The sequence below is a fragment of the Methylobacterium oryzisoli genome, from assembly GCF_046557895.1.
In the GTDB taxonomy this organism is placed as follows: domain Bacteria; phylum Pseudomonadota; class Alphaproteobacteria; order Rhizobiales; family Beijerinckiaceae; genus Methylobacterium; species Methylobacterium oryzisoli.
Genome location: NZ_JBKIBX010000021.1, coordinates 26,369 through 46,060 on the forward strand (window position 1 = coordinate 26,369; position 19,692 = coordinate 46,060).

A 19,692-nucleotide genomic window follows, 5' to 3' on the forward strand; every position below is an offset into this window, starting at 1 on the left:
AGGATCACGATGACCGCTCAGGTTGCAGACATCGGCGTAAAATCCGTGGATGCCGTCGTTGTCGGCGCAGGATTCGCAGGCCTTTATGCTTTGCATAAGCTGAGGAACCTGGGCCTGCGCGTGCAGGTTCTGGAGGCAGGAAAGGGCATCGGCGGAACGTGGTTCTGGAACCGCTATCCGGGCGCTCGCTGTGACGTCGAGAGCCTGGAATACTCCTACTCCTTCTCCGAGGACCTGCAGCAGGAGTGGAACTGGCCGGAACGTTTCGCGGCGCAGGCGGATATCCTGCGTTACATCAACCACGTTGCCGACCGGCTGGATCTGCGCCGCGACATCCTCACCGAGACGCGGGTCGTGTCAGCGGTCTTCGATCCAGCCACCGACCTCTGGACCGTGAGGACGGCCAATGAAGGCGCCTTCAGGGCGCCGTTCTGCCTCATGGCGACGGGAAACCTCTCGCTTCCGCGGGTCCCCAACTTCCCCGGCCTCGAGCGCTTCCAGGGCAACTGGTATCACACCGGGCAATGGCCGGAGGAGGGCGTGGACTTCACGGGCCGGCGGGTCGGCGTCATCGGCACCGGCTCGTCCGGGATCCAGATGATCCCAGTGATCGCCGAACAGGCCAAGCACCTCTTCATCTTCCAGCGCACGGCCAATTTCAGCGTGCCGGCTGTCAACCGTCCACTGACGCCGGAGGTCGAACGGGGTCACAAGGACAAGTACGCCTATTGGCGAGACGAGGCCAGGCGCACGCCCTTCGGCATCGCCGGCCACCCGCCGCCGACCAGATCCGCCCTCGACGACACGCCCGAGGAACGAGAGAAGATCTACGAGACGAAGTGGGGCACCGGCGGAAACATCAGCTTCCTGTACGCCTACAAGGACCTCCTGACCGACAAGGCCTCCAACGAGACCGCATCGGAGTTCGTCCGCAACAAGATCCGCAGCATCGTGCACGACCCGAAGGTCGCCGAGCTGTTGCTGCCGAACGATCACCCGATCGGGACGAAGCGGCTGCCGCTCGACATCGGGTACTTCGAGACATTCAATCGCGACAACGTCACGCTGGTCGATGTCAGGTCGGACCCGATCGTCGAGATCACCGAGAAGGGGCTGAGGACCGGAACGCGCGAGTTCGAGCTCGATGACATCGCCTTCGCAACGGGCTTCGACGCCATGACGGGCGCACTTCTGGATATCGACATCCATGTCGAGGAAGGCCCGACCCTCGCCGAGAAGTGGGCTCACGGACCCCGCACCTATCTGGGATTGATGACCGCAGGGTTCCCGAACCTGTTCATGATCACCGGACCTGGCAGCCCGTCCGTGAAGACGAACATGATCGCGTCGATCGAGCAGCATGTGGATTGGATCTCCGACTGCATCGACCATCTGCGGCAGGAGGGCTTCAAGCGTATCGAGGCGGATCCGGGGGCCGAGGACGCGTGGGTCGAGCACGTCAATCAGGTTGCCGATGCAACGCTCTACCCGCTCGCCAACTCATGGTACGTGGGTGCCAATATTCCAGGCAAACCGCGCGTATTCATGCCGTATATCGCCGGACTCGACAAATATCGCGTGATCTGCGACGAGGTCGCGGCAAATCACTATCGTGGTTTCCGGCTCGCGGCCTCCTGACCGGCGCGGTCCGGTGGGGGCCGGGCGGGCGCCCCATCCGGCCTGCACGGCAGCCCGCGCGGCTCACAGCCTCGCGCAGTCCCGGGCAGCGTGAGCAGCCGAGCGAGCGCGAGGCGTCGTGAAGCGGTGCCTCAGGCCGCACGCGCGAGCGCGTCCGCGAGCATCGACACCATGGCGTCGATCTGCGCGCGCTCGACGATGAGGGGAGGGGAGAGGGCGATGATGTCCCCGGTGACCCGGATCAGCAGGCCCTTCTCGAAGCAGTCGACGAAGGCATCGTAGGCGCGTGCTCCCGGCGCGCCCCCGCGCGGGGCGAGTTCGATACCGGCGATCATCCCGATCGTGCGGATGTCGATGACGTGGGGAGCCGAACGCAGGCCGTGCATGGCCTCGTGCCAGTACGCCTGCAGGCCCGCCGCCCGGGTCAGCAGACCCTCCTGCTCGTAGATGTCGAGGCTGGCCAAGCCCGCCGCGCAGCCGGCCGGGTGGCCCGAATAGGTGTAGCCGTGGAAGAGCTCGATCGTCTCCTCCGGGCCGTGCATCAGCGCGTCGTGCACGGCCCGGCTGGCGAAGACCGCGCCCATCGGGATCGTGCCGTTGGTCAGGCCCTTCGCGGTGGTGACGATGTCCGGAGTGACGCCGAAATAGTCGGTGGCGAAGGGAGCGCCGAGACGCCCGAAGCCGGTGATGACCTCGTCGAAGATCAGCAGGATGCCGTGGCGGGTCGCGATCTCGCGCAGGCGTTCCAGGTAGCCCTGCGGCGGCACCAGGACGCCGGTCGACCCCGCCACCGGCTCGACGATCACGGCCGCGATCGTCTCGGCCCCGTGGAGCGCCACCAGCCGCTCCAGATCGTCGGCGAGTTCGGCGCCGTGCTCGGGTTGGCCTTTGACGAAGGCGTTGCGGGACAGGTCGTGGGTGTGACGCAGGTGATCGGCGCCCGGCAGGAGCGGAAACATCCGGCGGTTGTTGACGAGGCCCCCGACCGAGATGCCGCCGAAGCCCACGCCGTGATAGCCGCGCTCGCGGCCGATCAGCCGCGTGCGCGTGCCCTGGCCGATGGCCCGCTGGTAGGCCAGCGCGATCTTCAGCGCCGTGTCGACCGATTCCGACCCGGAGCCGGTGAAGAAGACCCGATCGAGGCGCTTCCCGTCCGGCCCGGGCGCGATGGCGGCCAGGCGCTCCGCGAAGTCGAAGGCGACGGGATGGCCCATCTGGAACGAGGGCGCGAAATCGAGGGTGGCGAGCTGACGCTCCACCGCCTCGACGATGCGCCGGCGGCCGTGCCCGGCATTGACGCACCACAGGCCGGCGGTGCCGTCGAGGACCGCGCGGCCGTCGTCGGCGACGTAGTACATGCCCTCGGCCGCGACCAGCATCCGGGGCGCCGCCTTGAACTGCCGGTTGGCCGTGAAGGGCATCCAGTAGGCTTCAAGGTTCGGACGGTTGGTCCCCGGCTTCGTGATCATGACGTGGTCTCCTCGATGGGTATCGGCAGACACACCGTTCGGAGCAGATCAACAAGTCCTTTTCTTGATGCCGCCAACCCTTTGACATCGTTCACGAGGCACGTCAGTGTTTGGTAATCCGCAACAACCCGAACAGGCGCCCTGGTGACGAACGACGAGGTGGGGGCGCGGCTGCGCTACGTGCGGACCCTGCACGGGCTGTCGCAGCGGGCGCTCGCCAGGAAGGCGGGCGTCGTGAACTCGACGATTTCGCTGATCGAGTCGGGCCAGACGAACCCCTCGGTGGGGGCGCTCAAGCGCATCCTCGACGCCGTGCCCATCGGGCTCGCGGAGTTCTTCTCGTTCGAGCCCGCGCGCACCGAGCAGGCGTTCTACGCCGCCGAGGAACTGGTCGAGATCGGGAAGGGGCGCATCTCCTACCGGCAGGTCGGCGAAAACCTGTTCGGCCGGGCGCTCCAGATCCTGAAGGAGCGCTACGAGCCCGGTTCGGACACGGGGCGGGTGCCGCTCGTCCACGACGGCGAGGAGGGTGGGATCGTCCTGGCGGGCCGGCTGGAGGTCACGGTGGACGACGAGCGCAAGATCCTGGGACCGGGCGACGCCTACTACTTCGCGAGCCGTCGTCCGCACCGCTTCCGCTGCGTCGGCCCGGTGCCGTGCGAGGTGGTCAGCGCCTGCACTCCGCCCAGCTTCTGACGCGCGTGCTCGGGCGCGAACGACCGCGAGCAGAGCCGGCGCGCCCGCATCAGCGAACGAGGGCTCTGCCGGTGCCCGCCGGGCATGCGACCATCCACAGCCCGAGAGCGATCATGCCGACGCCGACGATGTGGAACCATGCCAGCCGCTCACCCAGCCAGCCGATCGCCAGCAGAGCCGAGAAGACGGGGCTGAGATAGAGGAACGTCGCGGCGCGGGTGGGGCCGAGATGGCCGATGCCGAACAGGTAGAACAGGTTGCCGAGCATCGTCGGACCGATGGCCGTGTACAGGATGGCAGCCCCGGCGAACCGTGGATCGGCGGAGGGCAGGACGAACCAGGGGCCGCCGAGCGCGAGGGACGCCGCATAGACCGGCAGCATGACGAGCAGGATGCCGGACCACGCGGTCGCCACGGTCAACGCAAGGGCGTCGACCGACCGGCTCCAGACGCGCACACGCAGCGAGAACCACGCGAAGGTGATCGCCGCCGAGAGCGACAGGACGTTGCCCCAGCCGAAGGTGAGGCCGACAGCCGCCATGGGATCGCCCTTGGCGATGATCACCAGGGTCCCGCCGAGCGAGACCCACAAGCCGCGCCACATCCGTGCATCGAGCCGCTCGTGACCGGTCATGCTGCCGATGAGCGCGACCCAGACCGGCGTCGTCGCGTTGATGAGGCCCACCTCGATGGCCGGGCTGTAATAGGCCCCTCCGAGGAGGAGGAAGGAGAACAGACCGACGCCGATGGCCCCGCCGGCGGCGATCGCGCCGACATTGTCACGGATGAAGGGCCAAGCGCGGCGGAGGGACGGTGCCGCGACGAGCGTGAGCAGCGCAGCGCCGATCAGCCACCGCCAGAAGACGAGCGACGGCAGCGGCACGGCATCCCGCACCGCTCTCGCGACGACGTGGTTGCTCCCCCAGAGAAGCGCCGTCGTGACGACCGCCGCGACGCCGAGACCATGCCCTGATTTCGGCATCGGACAGGAGCGCTCCCTGCTCGCGAGCAGACCATCGGTTTCGACCCGCGGCGCCCGATCCACGCCTCAGCTGCGGTAGTCGGGCTCTTGGCGATCCAGGGTCCTGCGCATGCTCTGCAGATGGAGCCGGGCCGACTCGGCGTCGCCGGACCGCATCTGGCGCGCAGTGGCTTCGGCCACCTCCTGCGGGACGGCGACGATGGTTCGCCCCGTCGACAAGGCGAGGCATTGGACCTCGCACGCGCGCTCCAGGTAGTAGAGGTCGTCCCAGGCCTCCGCGATCGTTGCTGCGAGCACCATCACGCCGTGATGCTTCATGAAGACGATGTCGGCATCGCCGACGGCGGCGGCGATCCGGTCGCCTTCCCGTTCATCGAGGGCGAGGCCGTTGTAGTCCCTGTCGACCACCGTGCGGCCGTAGAACTTCAAGGCGGTCTGGCCCGCGAAGACGAGCGGATCGCCCTCGACCATCGTGAGCGCCGTCGCGTAGGGCATGTGCGTGTGGAAGGCGACGCGGGCGCGCGGCACGTTCTTGTGCACCCGGGCGTGGATGTAGAAGGCCGTCGCCTCGGGCTCGCCCTCGCCCTGCACCACGCGACCGTCGAAATCGCAGATCAGGAGCTTCGACGCGGTCACCTCGCGGAAGGCGTAGCCGTAGGGGTTGACGAGAAACAGGTCGTCGTGGCCCGGCACCATGGCCGAGAAGTGGTTGCAGATGCCCTCGTGCATGCCCAGCCGGTCCGCGAAGCGGAAGCAGGCGGCGAGATCGATGCGGGCCTGCATCACCTCGTCGCTGTCGAGTGCGGGGCGGTTCGGGCGATCGGCAAGGGTCGGGGCGGCAGGAATCGGGGCGGATGAAGCCGGGTCTCGGCTGAGAGAGTGGGCCATGGTCCCTCGCGTGGTGGTGGGCTGGAAGTTCAGGACGGCGTATCCGCGCCCGCGTCCCCGGCAAGGGGAATGGAGGCGGCCGACGGTGTCCAGCGGCCCTGCGGCGCGCCGTTCGTCAGGTAGGACAGCACCATATCGACGATGTGCGCCTTCCGGCGCGCGAGATTCTCCTGCGCCTTGAGATCGCGCTCGAACAGGAGCGAGAGCGTGAAGCGGTTCGACAGGTAGAAATAGCCGAGCGCCGACATGGAGATGTAGAGCTCGACCGTATCGACGTTGGGCCGAAATACGCCCTGCCGCACGCCCTCGTCGAGGATCGTGCGGATCGTGTCGGACAGGCGGTTGTAGAGCGCCCGTATGATCGGCGATTTCGCGATGTGCTTGCCACGGTGGAGATTTTCCGTGTTCAGCATCACGATGATGTCGGGCTCGTCGATGAAGACCTGGAAGGTGCTCTCGCAGAGCCGCCGCATCGCCTCGACCGGATCGAGGCCGGCCAGCGGCACGTCGCCCTGGCGTCGGCGCAGCGTCTCGTAGGTCCGCTCCAGCACGCGGATGTAGAGATCCTCCTTCGAGCCGAAGTGGTGGTAGAGGAGGTTCTTGCTGATCTTCGCCCGGGCAATGATCGCGTCGACGCGCGCGCCGTCGTACCCCTTGCGGGCGAATTCGGCCTGGGCGGCCAGAAGGATGCGCTCTTGGGTCTGGATGGAGTCTCGCTTGCGCGGCTGCTCTCTCACGGTGGGCTTGAGCTCTTTCGGCGGAGCCGCGAACATCGCCGCCCTCACGCCGCTTTAACCTGGGGGCGCGGCGGCACGAAAGGTGCGCAGCGCTCGACGGCGATCCGGGTCGTCTCCGCGCCGTCGCGCAGCCACCAATCGAGCTTCGAGAAGATCTCGATCTCGAAGGGACCGTCGTAGCCGATGCGATCGAGCATCGCCCGGTACCCGGCGATGTCGATGACGCCGTCGCCCACCATGCCGCGGTCCTGATAGACGTCCCGCGTCGGAACCAGCCAGTCGCACAGGTGGAAGGTCAGGATCCGGTCCGGTCCGGCCCTCTCCAGGCCTGCGACGAAGTTCGGATCCCACCAGCAATGGTAGAGGTCGGCCACGATGCCGGTCCCGGCGCCCAGCATCTCGCAGAGGTCGAGACACTGCGCGAAGGTGGAGAGGCAGGACCGGTCCGCCGCGTACATCGGGTGCAGCGGCTCGAGCCCGAGCGCCACGCCCGCCGAGCGTGCAGTGGGCAGGAGTTCGGCCAGCGCCTCCGCCACGCGGCGGCGCGCGGCGGCGAGGTCGCGCTCGCCCGTGGCGAGGCCGCCCGGCACGACCACGAGGGTCTTCGCGCCGATCTCCGCCGCCATGTCCAGGCGGCGGCGGTTCTCCGCCAGGGCGGCCCGATAGGCGGCGGGATCGGCGAGGTTGACCCAGGCCGTCGTGCACAGGCAGGGCACGAAGAGGCCGGCGTCGCGGATGTGCCGCGCGGCCGACGCCGTGCCCGCATCGTCCACGTACTGCACCCAGGCCCCGATGCCCCGCACGCCGGCCCTGGCATAGCCGTCGACGGCCTGCGCGAGCGTCCAGTCGCGCGTCGTGATCTGGTTGATGGCGAAGCGGGAGAGATCCGGTCTCGTGGTCACGCCGCGCTCCTCGCACCCGTGCTGCGCAGCTGCGCCGTCGCGGCCTCGTCGACGAGCCCGTCCCGGATCACGACGCCGAAGCCGTCACGCGCGAAGCGCTCGCTCACCTTCCCGTCGATCACGTCGGCGAGGACCCGGGCCGGATCCCGCTCGCGCGGATCGCCGTAGCCGCCGCTGCCCGCCTGCTCGTGGCGGATGACGTCGCCCTTGCGGACCGTGCGGGTGATCTTGCTCGGCAGCACCTCGGTGGCACCGGTCGCGGCGGTCGTCAGGATGTTGCGGGACGGCAGGCCCGCCTCGCCGCCGAACAGGCCATAGGGTCTGGTCGCGTGACGGTCCGTGCGCAGCTGCATGACGGCCTCGTCGGCGAGCAGGCGGTACTGCCGGACGACGCCGATGCCGCCGCGGTTCCGGCCCGCGCCCCCCGAATCCGGGCGGAGCGCGTATTCCTCGATCATGAGCGGATAGGTCGTCTCCATGATCTCGACCGGCATGTTGGACATGTTCTGCGAGGGATTGGTGATCGCGTCGATCCCGTCCTTGCCGGCGCGGGCACCGAGCGCCCCGTTGATCATGTCGACGACGATGAAGGGCTCCCGGGTCTCCCTGTCGTAGCCGCCGAGGCAGACCACCGAGTTGCCGCCCTCTCCGGCGGCCGAGATGCGGTCGGGCACGACCTGGGCCAGCGCGCCGAGCACCGTATCGACGACGCGGTAGCCGGTGAGCGCCCGCGCGGCCACGGGGGCCGGGAAGTCGGGGTTGAGGAGCGAGCCCTGGGGCGCGCGGATGTCGATGCAGCGGTACAGGCCCGCGTTGTTCGGCACGTCCGCGTCCAGGGTGCAGCGCACCGCCAGATAGGTCGCCGATTTCACGAAGGAGAGGGTCGAGTTGATGGCGCCCCGCACCTGCGGCGACGAGCCGGCGAAATCCACGATCAATCCGTCGCCCGCCACCGTGACGGCGACCCTGATCGGGATCGGCGTCTCGTCGAAGCCGTCGCCGTCGATGTGGTCCGTGAAGCGGTAGCTGCCGTCGGGCCACGCGGCGAAGGCCTTGCGGGCGAGGCGCTCGCCGTAATCGAGGAATTCCTCCAGGAACGCTTCGAGCGGAGCGATCCCGTACCTATCCACGAGGCGCAGCAACTCGCGCTCGCCGAGCGCGCAGGTGGCGAGCTGCGCGTCGAGATCGCCGATCACGAGGTCGGGCAAGCGGACGTTCTTGGCGATGATGTCGAACAGCGTCTTGTTGCGCACGCCCTTGTCGAAGAGCTTCAGGGGCGGGATGCGCAGGCCTTCCTGAAAGATCTCGGTCGAGTCGCTGGCGTTCGAGCCCGGCACCCGGCCGCCCACGTCGCAATGGTGGCAGATCACGACCGAGAAGCCGACGTGGCGCGATCCGGCGAAGATCGGCTTGAACATGAAGATGTCCGGCAGGTGCATGCCGCCGTCGTAGGGGTCGTTGAAGATGATCACGTCGCCCGGGTGGAGGTCATCGCCGTAGTGGCGCATGAGCGCGGCCATGGCGTCCGGCACCGCGCCGAGATGCAGCGCGACCGTCTTCGCCTGAGCCAGGATGCGGCCCTTCGCGTCGCACATGGTCGTCGAGTAATCGAGCACGTCGCGCACGATGGGCGAGCGGGCCGTGCGCATCACCGTGTACGCCATGTCGTCGACGATGGATTCGAGCGCGCTCTTCAACACCGCGAAGGTGATCGGATCGATTCGCGTGTCCATTACAGGCTGCCCTCGGTGATCGTGATGAGGAGGTTGCCGTGGGAATCGGTGACCGCGGAGGCATCCGGAGGAACGAGGACGGTCGAGTCCGCCCCCTGCAGGACGGCGGGCCCCTCGACGCGCCCGCGCAGGGCGGCGCGGTCGTAGATCGGCGTGGTCATCCAGCCCCGCTCCGGACCGAAATAGACCCGGCGGCGCGCGCTCGGACCGACCGCACCTTCGGGAGCGTCCTGCTCATGCCGGAAGTCGAGCTTGCCGGGCCGCAGGCCTCGCCCGACCAGGCGCAGGCTGACCGTCTCGATGACGTCGTCCGAGGCGTAGCTGTAGATGGCGCCGTAGGCGGCGAGGAAGGCCGCGCGCAGGGCCGCCGCGTCCGCCTCCTCGCCGAACGGCACGGCGAGCGACATCTCCTGGCCGCGGAAGCGCATGTCGATCTCGGGCTGCAGCGAGATGTCGTCCTCCGCCACGCCCTCTCGGAGAAGCCGCTCGCGGGCCTCGGCGGAAAGCTCGGCGGCGATCCGGCGCGCGCCATCGAGATCGATCCCGTCGAGGCGGCCGGGGAGGGGGCGGATGAGGTAGTGCTCGACGTCGCCCGCGAGCATGCCCATGGCCGTGAAGACGCCCGGCGAGGCCGGCACCAGGACGCGCGGCATCGCCAGCAGGCGCGCGATGTCGACGGCGTGGACCGGGCCGGATCCGCCGATCGCCACGAGCGTGAAGTCCCGCGGGTCCACGCCGCGCTCGACCGTGACCGCCCGGATGGCCCGGGCCATGTTGGAATTGACGACCTCGCGCACGCCGTACGCCGCCACCGCCGCATCGAGGCCGAAGGGCTCGGCGAGATCGCGCGTGATGGCGCGCTCGGCTTTGTCGCGCGAGAGGGTGCGCGAGCCGCCCGCCAGGGTCTCCGGCAGGTAGCCGAGATAGAGGTTCGCGTCCGTGACGGTCGGCCTGTCGCCGCCGATCCCGTAGCAGGCGGGCCCCGGCTCGGCGCCGGCCGAGACGGGCCCGACCTTCATCAGGCCGCCCTCGTCGACGTGGGCGATCGAGCCCGCGCCGCTCCCGACCTCCGCGACGTCGACGGTCGGCACGCTCATCATGTAGCCGCCCGCCTTGATGAAGCGGCTCGGCGTCGAGATGCCGGCCCTGAACTCGTATTCCGAGACGCGCATCAGATTGCCCCCCTGGATCAGGGAGGCGGACGCGGTGGTCCCGCCCATGTCGAAGACGACGAGGTCGCCCTCTCCCAGGGCCTCGCCCAGGCGTCCCCCGCCGACCACGCCCGCCGCGCGACCCGACGAGATGAAGAAGACGGGCTTGGCCCTCGCGACCTCCGATGAGGCCAGCGCGCCGTTCGAGTTGCAGACGAGGAGGGCCGCCGAGATGCCGATCGTGCCGAGACCGCGCTCGAGCCGCGTCAGATAGGCTTCGAGCACCGGCCGCACGTAGGCGTTCACCACCGTCGTCGAGGTGCGTTCGTACTCCTTGGCCTCGGGCAGGACGGAGACCGAGGTCGTCACCTGCAGGTCGGGCAGGTGCTCGGCGAGCAGCGCCTCCGCCCGGCGCTCGTGCTCCGGGTTCCGATAGGAGTTGAGGAAGCAGACCGCCACCGACCGGATCCCCTCGGCCGCGAGCGCGCGCCCGGCCGCGACGAGTTCCGCCTCGTCGAGGGGCGTGTGGATGGCCCCCGTCGCCAGGATCCGCTCCGTGACCTCGCGGCGGTGGCGCCGGGGCACGAGCGGCAGCGGCTTCTCCCATTGCAGGTCGAACATGCCCGGGGTCCGCAGACGCCCGATCTCCAGCACGTCCCGGAAGCCGCGGGTCGTGATGAGGCCGGTCGGAGCGCCGACCTTCTGCAGCAGGGTGTTCGATCCGACCGTCGTGCCGTGCACGACCTCGTCGACCTCGGAGGCCGAGACACCCGCGTGGTCGAGGATCTCCCGCACGCCGGCGAGCACGGCCAGTTCCGGGGCGGCGGGTGTCGAGGACACCTTTCGCTGGAAGGTCCGACCCTTCGCGTCGGTGAGCACGAGATCGGTGAACGTACCCCCGATATCGACGCCGATCCGAGCGCCGCCGCCAGCTGCAACCATGGGGTCTGCTCCTCGCTATTGGACTAGTTGGTTAGTCCTAGCAGAATGCGACGTCAAGCGGTGGCGCGTCCAAACGTGAGGCAAACGACGCCGCGAGAATGGGCTTGCGCCGCTTATTGGACCAGTTAGTCTACAGCTGTATCGCCAGGAGGAGACGATGGAGCGAACCACCAGATGGGCCCGGACCCTTCGCCGTGCAGGGATCGGCTTGGCGGTGCTGGCGATGGCGGCCCTGCCGGCCTCGGCTCAGGAGAAGCTGAGCGTGCGGCTCGATTTTTCGCCCTGGGGCGTGCATGCGGCCATGCACCTCGCCAAGCAGAAGGGCTGGTTCAAGGAGGCCGGGCTCGACGTCGACATCCAGGACGGGCGCGGATCGGGAAACACGCTTCAGCTCGTCAATGCCGGCCAGGTCGACGTGGGCCAGATCCAGCTCGGCCTGCTGCCCCAGGCGCGTCAGAACGGCGCCCAGGTGAAGGGCATCGCCGGCTGGGGCCGCCGCACCGATCTCGCGGTTCTGGTCGACAAGGATTCGCCGATAACGAAGGTCTCGGACTTCGCCGGCAAGACCCTCGTCGTCTTCGCGGCGAGCCCCTGGGCGCCGTACATCGATTACTGGCTGAAGCAGGGCGGGCTCGATCGGAGCAAGGCCACGATCATGTTCGTCGATCCGGCGGCGCTGTGGGGCACCTACACCGCCAAGCGGGCGGATGGACTGATGTCCACCGAGCCCTCCGCGCTCCCGATCGCGGCCGCCTCACGGCCCTCGAAGGCGATCCTGGCCGAAGACGTCGGCGTGGCCTATCCGAGCTATGGTCTCGTCGCCACCGACAGGACGATCGCGACGAGAACCGAAGCCTTGTCCAAGCTCGTCGCCGTGCAGACCAAGGCATGGGCCTTTCTGCGCGACGGCAAGATCGAGGAGGGCGTCGATGCCATCGTCAGGCAGCGGCCGGACGCCAAGCTCGACCGCACCGCCCTGGCGGAGCAGATCCGTCTCACGCTCGCCTTCTTCGACACGCCGGCCACGAAGAACAAGCCCATCGGCTGGCAGGCGGACAGCGACTGGGACACGGCTCTCAAAGGTCTCGAGGCGGCCGGAGCCATCAAGGCCGGATGGAAGGCGTCAGACTATTACACGAACGACCTGATCAAATAGGGGGATTCCCATGAGGACGGCCCTGGCCATGAAGACGAGCGATTCGGCAGCCATCTCCAGGGAGGGCCGGGTTCCGGCGGTGAGCCGATCCCCCTCCTACATCGCCGTCGAGGCCGTCAGCAAAGCCTACGGGTCGCGCCACGGCGCCGTGAAGGCGCTGGAAAACATCGATCTCCAAGTTCGCGAGGGAGAATTCCTCTCGATCCTCGGCCCGAGCGGGTGCGGCAAGAGCACCCTGCTCAAGTGCATCGGCGGGCTCGAGAGGATCACCGCAGGATCCTTGAGGGTGCGAGGCGAGGCGCTCTCCGGGCCGCCGACCAAGACCGGCATGGTCTTTCAGCGGGATGTGCTTCTGGATTGGCGCACCATTCTCGACAACGTGCTCATCACGGCCGAATTCCTCGGCTTGCGGCGGGAGGATCTGAAACCGCGCGCCCTGCAGCTTCTCACCCGCTTCGGCCTGTCCGGGTACGAGAACCGCCACCCTTGGGAATTGTCCGGCGGGATGCGCCAGCGCGCTTCGATCTGCCGGGCGCTGCTCTGCGATCCCGAGCTTCTCCTCATGGACGAGCCCTTCGGGGCTCTCGACGCGATGACGCGCGACGACCTCAACCTCGAACTGGCGCGGATCTGGCAGGACACCGGGAAGACGGTGGTCTTCGTCACGCATGGGATCTCGGAGGCGATCTTCCTGTCAGACCGTGTGGTCATGATGGACCGCAACCCGGGCCGCATCGTCGAGGTGCTGGAGATCGACCTGCCGCGCCCGCGCAGCCTCGCCATGCGCGAGACCCCGGAATTCGGCCGCTACGTGGCGCACGTCCGCCATCTCTTCGCCGGCCTCGGCATTCTCAAGGAGGGCTGAACCATGCGTTCCACCCTGCGGGAAATCGCATCCATTCTCGGCATCATCGCGGTCGCGTTCGCCGTGTGGGAACTCGGCGTCCTGATGCTCAAGCCCCCGCCGATCATCCTGCCCGCGCCGAGCGTCATCGTCTCGGAATTTCTGCAGGCACCGGCCTACTTCCTGCGGCAGACGGCCTTCACGCTCTACACGACCTTGGCCGGTTTCGGGCTGGCGGCCGTGCTCGGGCTCGTCCTGGCCGTCGGGATCGTGCATTCGCGGCTGCTGGAGAAGACCGTCTACACGCTCCTCGTCGCGCTCAACAGCGTGCCGAAGGTGGCCCTCGCGCCGCTCTTCGTCATCTGGATGGGAACCGGGATCGAGCCGAAGATCGGCATCGCGCTGATGCTCGCGCTGTTCTCCGTGGTGATCGACGCCGTGCTCGGCCTTCGTTCGGTCGATCCCGACATGCTGAACCTCGCGCGGATCAGCCGAGCCAGTCAGTTCTCCATCCTGGCCAAGATCAGACTCCCGAACGCGCTGCCGAGCATCTTCGCCGGCCTCAAGGTCGCGATCTCGTTCGCGTTGGTGGGCGCCATCGTCGGCGAGTTCGTCGCCGGGTCCGAAGGGCTCGGCTTCGCGATCCTGACGGCTCAGGGTCAGTTCGACACCCCCCGGGTGTTCGTCTGCCTGATCCTCCTCGGCATGCTCGGCACGATTCTCTTCTACCTCGTGGAAGGCGCCGAGCGGATCTCGCTCCCCTGGCACGTGTCCCAGCGCGGCCACGCGCCGGGGCATTGATCACGCCCGGACGCGGCCCGCGCGAGGACGCATGCGGAGCGACGACGCCGCGGAGGATCCGGATCGGCCCCCTCGACGTCGATCTCACGCTTCAGTCGCAGTCTAAATCCCACCCATGCAGAGATACTTGATCTCCAGGTAGTCATCGATGCCGTAATGCGACCCCTCGCGGCCCAGGCCGCTCTCCTTGATGCCCCCGAAGGGTGCGACTTCGGTCGAGATGATCCCCTCGTTGATCCCGACGATGCCATACTCGAGCGCCTCGGCCACACGCCAGACCCGGCCGATATCGCGGCCGTAGAAGTAGGAGGCGAGCCCAAACTCCGTATCGTTGGCCAGAGCCACCGCTTCCTGCTCCGTCTTGAAGCGGAAGAGCGGCGCCACCGGCCCGAACGTCTCCTCCCGGAAGATCTTCATGGACGGGGTGGTGTCGGCGAGCACCGTCGGCTCGTAGAAGTGGCCGCCGAGCGCGTGGCGCCGCCCGCCCGTGACGATGCGTGCGCCGTTCTCGACGGCGTCCGAGACGTGCTCCTCGACCTTGGCCACGGCCTTGGCGTCGATCAACGGGCCGATCACCGTGCCGTCCGCGAAACCATCCCCCACCGACATGCTCCGCACGGCCGTCGCGAGGCGTTCCGCGAAGGCGTCGTAGATGCCGTCCTGCACGAGGATTCGGTTCGCGCAGACGCAGGTCTGGCCGGCGTTGCGGTACTTCGATGCGATCGCCCCCTTCACCGCGAGGTCGAGGTCCGCGTCATCGAAGACGATGAACGGAGCGTTGCCGCCAAGCTCCATCGAGGTCTTCTTGATGGTCCTGGCGCATTGGGCGAGCAGCTCGCGGCCGATCTCGGTCGAGCCGGTGAAGGAGAGCTTGCGCACGATGGGGCTGCCGGTCATCGCCCCGCCGATCGCCTGGGCCGACCCGGTGACGCAGGAGAGCACGCCCTTGGGGATGCCGGCCTCCTCGGCCAGCACGCAGAGCGCGAGCGCGGAGAACGGCGTCTGGCTGGCTGGCTTGAGCACCATGGTGCAGCCCGCGGCGAGCGCCGGGCCGGCCTTGCGGGTGATCATGGCGGCCGGGAAGTTCCAGGGCGTGATCGCCGCGCAGACGCCGATCGGCTGCTTGAGCACCACGATCCGCTTGTCCGGGCCGTGGCCGGGAATGACGTCGCCGTAGACGCGCTTGGCCTCCTCGCCGAACCATTCGATGAAGGACGCCGCATAGGCGATCTCGCCGCGGCTCTCGGCCAGCGGCTTGCCCTGCTCGGCGGTCATGATCGCGGCGAGATCGTCCTGGTTCTCCATGATCAGGGTGAACCAGCGGCGCAGGACCGCGGCACGCTCCTTGGCGGTCCGTGCCCGCCATCCGGGCAGAGCCGCGTCGGCGGCCTTGATCGCGCGCTCGGTTTCGGCCGCGCCCATCTTCGGCACCGTGCCGAGGGTTCGGCCTGTTGCCGGGTTGTCGACCGCGATGGTTTCACGCCCGTCGGCATCCACGAAGGCGCCGTCGATGTAGGCCTGCTGGCGGAGGAGATCGGCCCGGCGCAGGGAAAGCGAGCGATCCTCGACGGTCATCACGGTCATGGGACGTCTCCGGTTATCGGGCCGCGATCACCCGTGGAGGCAGCCCGGCCAGGATGGGGGGAGAGTGCGGCCGGGCCGCCCGGTGTGACACCGGCCGAGCGCACGGCAGGGTCAGGGTGACCACCTCACACTTGGTACCGTGGCCGTATCCGGCCAGCGGATCGCAGGGAAAGCTCTGCGCGGGACATGGGGGGACGAGGGGAGGGGACGTGACCGTACGGCGCCGCGCCCGCCCGACAGATGCGCCCGGACGCGTGCGCCCGGCTCTCGGGTGTATCGTGTCCGCGCCGGCGTTCGAACCACAGGCGAGCTTGCCGGCATCCGCCACCCTGAACGGAGAGGTCCCCGTCATGATGACACGTCGAAGCGTGAACCGTGCCCTGATCGCGACCGCGGCGGCGTCGCTGTTCTCCGGCGCGGTGCTCGGTCAGGGAGTGCCGCAGGCGCGCAACGTCGTGCTCGTGCACGGCCTCTTCGCCGACGGGTCGTGCTGGTCGGAGGTGATCCCGCTGTTGCAGGCCGCGGGCCTCAACGTGACCTCGGTGCAGAACCCGCTCACCACCTTCGAGGAGGCGGTCGCCGCCGCGCAGCGCGTGCTGGCCCGGCAGGAGGGGCCGACCGTGCTCGTCGGGCATTCGTTCTCGGGGATGATCGTGACGGAGGCCGGAATCGACCCGAAGGTCTCGGCGCTGGTCTACGTCGCCGCCCGGGCACCCGATGCGAACGAGGACTACACGGCGCTCGCCAGGACCTATCCGACGCCGCCTGCCTCGGCCGGAATCGTGTTCGACGGCGATGAGGGACGCCTCAGCGAGGAGGCGTTCCTGAAGGACTTCGCGGGCGACCTGCCTCCGGCGAGGGCCAGAGTGCTGTTCGCGGTCCAGCAGCCGTTCCGCAAGGCCCTGCTGGCAGGCAAGACGACCCAGGCGGCCTGGCGGTCCAAGCCGAGCTTCTACGCCGTCTCGACCGAGGACCGGACGATCAACCCCGATCTGGAACGGTTCATGGCCAAACGGATGAACGCCAGAACCATCGAACTCAAGGCCAGTCACCTGTCGCTGATCTCGCACGCCCGGGAGATCGCGGACCTCATCCTGGAGGCTGCCGGCCACAGGCACGGAAATCCCTGAGAGCCATGCGTCGACCCGGTTGATGGTCGCCGGCTCGGCTCCCCGTCGATCACCGGCATTCCGGCGATCCGCATCGACCATCGGGAGAGCCACGGTGGTCATGACAGCGCCCGGGACCTCACTTTCCGACCCGGTGGAGGGGCCTTCCCCCGATGCCGAGGCACACCGTGATCACGATCTCGTCCGGGCGAGGTGCATCCGGGATCGTGATCTCGATCGAGTCCATGTGATCGAAGTCCCAGATGTTGTCCTTGTTCGTCATCGGCATGACGATGACGGAACCGGGTCCGCCGACCTTCTTGGTGCCGGGGATGATGTCCTTGCCGCTTCCCACGGCAGCACGGACCGGAGCGCCGAAGCGCGGGTGGAGCAGGGCTGCGGAATGCTCGATCTCTCCCGCGGTGCCGATGATCGCGCCCTTTCCGTAGCTCTGGACCTGGTCGGGCTCGACACCGAGGAGCGTGACGCCACGCTCGGCCAGGATCTTGCTGACCTCCGCACCCAGATCGTAGAGCGGCGAGAGATCCTCTTCGTAGCGCCCCGCGTAGGGATTCTTGATCACCGCGCTCACCGCGATCTTCCGGGTCGGCGGCTCGACCGGACGACCGCATTCACTCAATGTCTCTTCCAGCTGAGAGACGATCTTGCGCACCGACAAGAGGGACATCGACGGCTTCTCCATCACCCTGAGCAGTTATTTCTGAGCCGAAACGGGGCGGGCATTCGCCACGAGCGGACACCCTCCGTCTTCCACTGGCCGGAATGCCTCTTCGGCCGGCACAGTCGCGCGAAGTTTGTAGTAGTCCCAGGCACCACGCGATTCGGACGGCTTCTTCACCTCGAAGAGATACATGTTGTGAATCTTGCGTCCGTCTTCGCGGATGCGGCCCTTGCCAAAAAGCGGGTCGTCCGTCGGCGAGGCCTTCAGGGCCTGCACGACCGCGCGGCCGTCATGAGGATCGGCCTGTGTTGCGGCCGCCTTGAGATAGGTCAGGGTCGCGGCGTAGACGCCGGCCTGCACCATGGTGGGCTGGACTCCGCGCATCTGCGCCGAGAACCGCTTGGCGAAGGCCCGCGTGCCGTCGTTCAGGTCCCAGTAGAACGGTGACGTCAGGATCAGACCCTGCGCGGTCTGGAGTCCGATGGCATGAATATCGGTGACGTAGATCAGGAGGCCGGCGAGATTCTGGCCGCCCTGCACGATGCCGAACTCGGCCGCTTGTTTGATGGAATTGGTGGTATCGCCGCCGGAATTGGCGAGCCCGACGATCTGCGCCTTCGAGGCTTGGGCCTGCAGCAGGAACGAGGAGAAATCCGCGCTGCCGAGCGGGACCCGGACCGCGCCCACCACCGTTCCGCCGCTCTCCTTGACCACGGCGGCGGTGTCGCGCTCGAGTGCCTGCCCGAAGGCATAGTCGGCGGTCAGAAAGAACCACGTCCTGCCACCGGTCTGGACGACGGCCTTGCCTGTACTGTGCGCCAAGGCCCAGGTGTCGTTGGTCCAGTGGATGGTGTTGGGTGAGCAAGCCTTGCCGGTGAGGTCCGAGGTCGCCGGCCCGGAGGCGAGCATGACCCTGTTCTTGTCCTTCGTGATCTGGCTCACCGCGAGCGCGGCGGCAGAATTCGTCATGTCGGTGATCATGTCGACGCGGTCGATGTCGTACCACTGACGCGCGATCGCCGCGGCCACATCCGCCTTGTTCTGGTGGTCGGCCGAGAGGACGTCGATGGTCCAGCCCTTCTCGCGCAGGCCGGAATCCTCCACGGCCAGGCGCGCCGCGACCACCGAGCCCGGCCCACCCATGTCGGCATAGGTGCCCGACTGGTCGTTCAGCACGCCGACGCGGATCGTCTTGTCGGATTGCGCCTCCGCTCGCCCGAGCGAGAGCGTCATGATGGCAGCGGCACACAGCACTGTCTTGATGCGCATGTTTCACTCCCGTAGACTTGGCATTCTTATTGATGGTTCAAGATCCGCTTGCGACCGTCACGTCGCCGGTAGTCTTCCGAGATAATCGACCACCGCCGAGTAATCGCGACCCCGACCGCCCTGCTCCACGAACGCGTCGAAGATCGCGTGCGCGGCGGCACCGAGCGGCGTGGCCGTTCCGCTCGCCGAAGCGACGGCCTGCGAGAGGCCGAGATCCTTCAGCATCAGTTCGGCGGCGAAGCCGGGCCGGTAGTCGCGGTTCGCCGCGGCGGTGGGGACGGGGCCCGGAACCGGACAATGCGTGGTGAGCGCGTAGCACTGGCCGGAGGACGTCGAGGCGACATCGAACAGAGACTGGTGCGAGAGCCCGACCTGGGATGCGAGATTGAACGCTTCGCTGACCGCGATCATGGTGACGCCGAGGATCATGTTGTTGCAGATCTTCGCCGCTTGGCCGGTGCCGGCTGCGCCGCAATGCACGATGCGGCGCCCCATGGCCGCGAGTAGCGGCTGGCCGGCCGCGAAGCTGTCGGGATCCCCGCCGACCATGAAGGTGAGGGTTCCGGCGGTCGCGCCCTCGGTCCCGCCGGAGACCGGGGCGTCGAGGGACAGGTGGCCGGCTCCGCGCGCCACGTCGTGCACCGCGCGGGCACTCGCGACATCGATGGTCGAGGAGTCGATCATCAGGGTGGCGGGCCGGGCCGCCGCGACGGCCTCCCGCCACACGCTTGCGACGATCTCTCCGTTGGGAAGCATCGTCAGCACGGCGTCGGCACCCCTGACGGCATCCTCTACGGAGGAAGCGACGGTGATGCCGCCGGCCGCAGCTTGCTCCCGGCATCGGGCCGACACGTCGAACCCCTGGACCGTATGGCCGGCCTTCCGGAGGTTGGCGGCCATCGGGCCGCCCATGTTGCCGAGACCGACGACGGCGATGCAGGCCATGCCGCTCACCGCGTCCGGCTGTTCGCGAGATCAACACCGAGACGGACGCCCGGCCTGCTGGTTGCGGTCATCAGATATCCCTCCCTGGATCTTGTACTTTCCCGTTGTATCGCAGTTGCAAAAATGAGCAGCAAGCGACTAGTTTTGCGCAGCGTGTGTGCATT

Annotated in this window: 17 protein-coding genes; 6 read left to right on the forward strand and 11 right to left on the reverse strand. The window is 68.0% G+C overall.

From position 1 onward, the window contains the following. Nucleotides 1-9 precede the first annotated feature (9 nt). Nucleotides 10-1,638, forward strand: coding sequence for a flavin-containing monooxygenase (locus ACKUB9_RS19740; RefSeq protein ID WP_407525848.1), 1,629 nt, complete (start codon nt 10-12; stop codon nt 1,636-1,638). A 131-nt stretch (nt 1,639-1,769) separates the two neighbouring features. On the opposite strand, the gene aptA is transcribed toward ACKUB9_RS19740, so the two are convergent. Beyond that, complete coding sequence (gene aptA, locus ACKUB9_RS19745) at nt 1,770-3,107, reverse strand: omega-aminotransferase AptA (RefSeq protein WP_407525851.1); 1,338 nt, start codon at nt 3,105-3,107, stop codon at nt 1,770-1,772. A gap of 144 nt (nt 3,108-3,251) precedes the next feature. Here aptA and ACKUB9_RS19750 point away from each other — a divergent pair, with 144 nt between their 5' ends. Further along, on the forward strand, nt 3,252-3,803 hold the full coding sequence (locus ACKUB9_RS19750) for a cupin domain-containing protein (RefSeq protein WP_407525854.1): 552 nt from the start codon (nt 3,252-3,254) through the stop codon (nt 3,801-3,803). Nucleotides 3,804-3,852: 49 nt separating this feature from the next. On the opposite strand, the gene ACKUB9_RS19755 is transcribed toward ACKUB9_RS19750, so the two are convergent. The 6 genes from ACKUB9_RS19755 to ACKUB9_RS19780 form a co-directional block, all read right to left on the reverse strand. Beyond that, nucleotides 3,853-4,785 (reverse strand): DMT family transporter, encoded by a 933-nt coding sequence (locus tag ACKUB9_RS19755; protein WP_407525856.1) that lies wholly within the window; start codon nt 4,783-4,785, stop codon nt 3,853-3,855. Between the two features lie 66 nt (nt 4,786-4,851). Then, entirely contained in the window at nt 4,852-5,673 is an 822-nt protein-coding gene (locus tag ACKUB9_RS19760) for an aldolase (protein WP_407525859.1), read from the reverse strand. A gap of 29 nt (nt 5,674-5,702) precedes the next feature. Further along, entirely contained in the window at nt 5,703-6,410 is a 708-nt protein-coding gene (locus ACKUB9_RS19765) for a TetR family transcriptional regulator (protein WP_407525862.1), read from the reverse strand. A gap of 44 nt (nt 6,411-6,454) precedes the next feature. After that, on the reverse strand, nt 6,455-7,312 hold the full coding sequence (locus ACKUB9_RS19770; RefSeq protein WP_407525865.1) for a sugar phosphate isomerase/epimerase family protein: 858 nt from the start codon (nt 7,310-7,312) through the stop codon (nt 6,455-6,457). After that, nucleotides 7,309-9,045, reverse strand: coding sequence for a hydantoinase B/oxoprolinase family protein (locus ACKUB9_RS19775; RefSeq protein WP_407525867.1), 1,737 nt, complete (start codon nt 9,043-9,045; stop codon nt 7,309-7,311). Before ACKUB9_RS19775 ends, ACKUB9_RS19770 begins: the two co-directional genes overlap by 4 nt. Next, nucleotides 9,045-11,138: a hydantoinase/oxoprolinase family protein gene (locus ACKUB9_RS19780; RefSeq protein WP_407525870.1), complete on the reverse strand. Its 2,094-nt coding sequence runs from the start codon at nt 11,136-11,138 to the stop codon at nt 9,045-9,047. Before ACKUB9_RS19780 ends, ACKUB9_RS19775 begins: the two co-directional genes overlap by 1 nt. A gap of 157 nt (nt 11,139-11,295) precedes the next feature. Here ACKUB9_RS19780 and ACKUB9_RS19785 point away from each other — a divergent pair, with 157 nt between their 5' ends. From ACKUB9_RS19785 to ACKUB9_RS19795, 3 genes are read left to right on the forward strand one after another with little or no spacing between them, the layout of a single operon-like run. Continuing rightward, nucleotides 11,296-12,294 carry an ABC transporter substrate-binding protein gene (locus tag ACKUB9_RS19785; RefSeq protein ID WP_407525874.1) on the forward strand — a complete coding sequence of 333 codons (999 nt, stop codon included), beginning with the start codon at nt 11,296-11,298 and terminating at the stop codon, nt 12,292-12,294. 10 nt (nt 12,295-12,304) lie between these two features. After that, nucleotides 12,305-13,159: an ABC transporter ATP-binding protein gene (locus tag ACKUB9_RS19790; protein WP_407525877.1), complete on the forward strand. Its 855-nt coding sequence runs from the start codon at nt 12,305-12,307 to the stop codon at nt 13,157-13,159. Nucleotides 13,160-13,162: 3 nt separating this feature from the next. Next, nucleotides 13,163-13,939: an ABC transporter permease gene (locus ACKUB9_RS19795; protein WP_407525879.1), complete on the forward strand. Its 777-nt coding sequence runs from the start codon at nt 13,163-13,165 to the stop codon at nt 13,937-13,939. Nucleotides 13,940-14,041: 102 nt separating this feature from the next. On the opposite strand, the gene gabD is transcribed toward ACKUB9_RS19795, so the two are convergent. Further along, complete coding sequence (gabD, locus tag ACKUB9_RS19800) at nt 14,042-15,523, reverse strand: NADP-dependent succinate-semialdehyde dehydrogenase (protein ID WP_407525882.1); 1,482 nt, start codon at nt 15,521-15,523, stop codon at nt 14,042-14,044. A 350-nt stretch (nt 15,524-15,873) separates the two neighbouring features. Between gabD and ACKUB9_RS19805 the strand changes: the two genes are divergently transcribed. Then, nucleotides 15,874-16,653, forward strand: coding sequence for an alpha/beta fold hydrolase (locus ACKUB9_RS19805; RefSeq protein ID WP_407526002.1), 780 nt, complete (start codon nt 15,874-15,876; stop codon nt 16,651-16,653). Between the two features lie 118 nt (nt 16,654-16,771). On the opposite strand, the gene ACKUB9_RS19810 is transcribed toward ACKUB9_RS19805, so the two are convergent. Genes ACKUB9_RS19810 through mmsB form a run of 3 tightly spaced genes read right to left on the reverse strand, consistent with a single transcriptional unit; the run spans nt 16,772 to nt 19,528 of the window. Next, nucleotides 16,772-17,335, reverse strand: a complete 564-nt coding sequence (locus ACKUB9_RS19810; RefSeq protein ID WP_407525884.1) for an amino acid synthesis family protein — start codon at nt 17,333-17,335, stop codon at nt 16,772-16,774. Nucleotides 17,336-17,347: 12 nt separating this feature from the next. Further along, nucleotides 17,348-18,583 carry an ABC transporter substrate-binding protein gene (locus tag ACKUB9_RS19815; RefSeq protein ID WP_407525887.1) on the reverse strand — a complete coding sequence of 412 codons (1,236 nt, stop codon included), beginning with the start codon at nt 18,581-18,583 and terminating at the stop codon, nt 17,348-17,350. Nucleotides 18,584-18,640: 57 nt separating this feature from the next. Then, entirely contained in the window at nt 18,641-19,528 is an 888-nt protein-coding gene (gene mmsB, locus ACKUB9_RS19820) for a 3-hydroxyisobutyrate dehydrogenase (RefSeq protein WP_407525890.1), read from the reverse strand. Nucleotides 19,529-19,692: the final 164 nt, after the last annotated feature.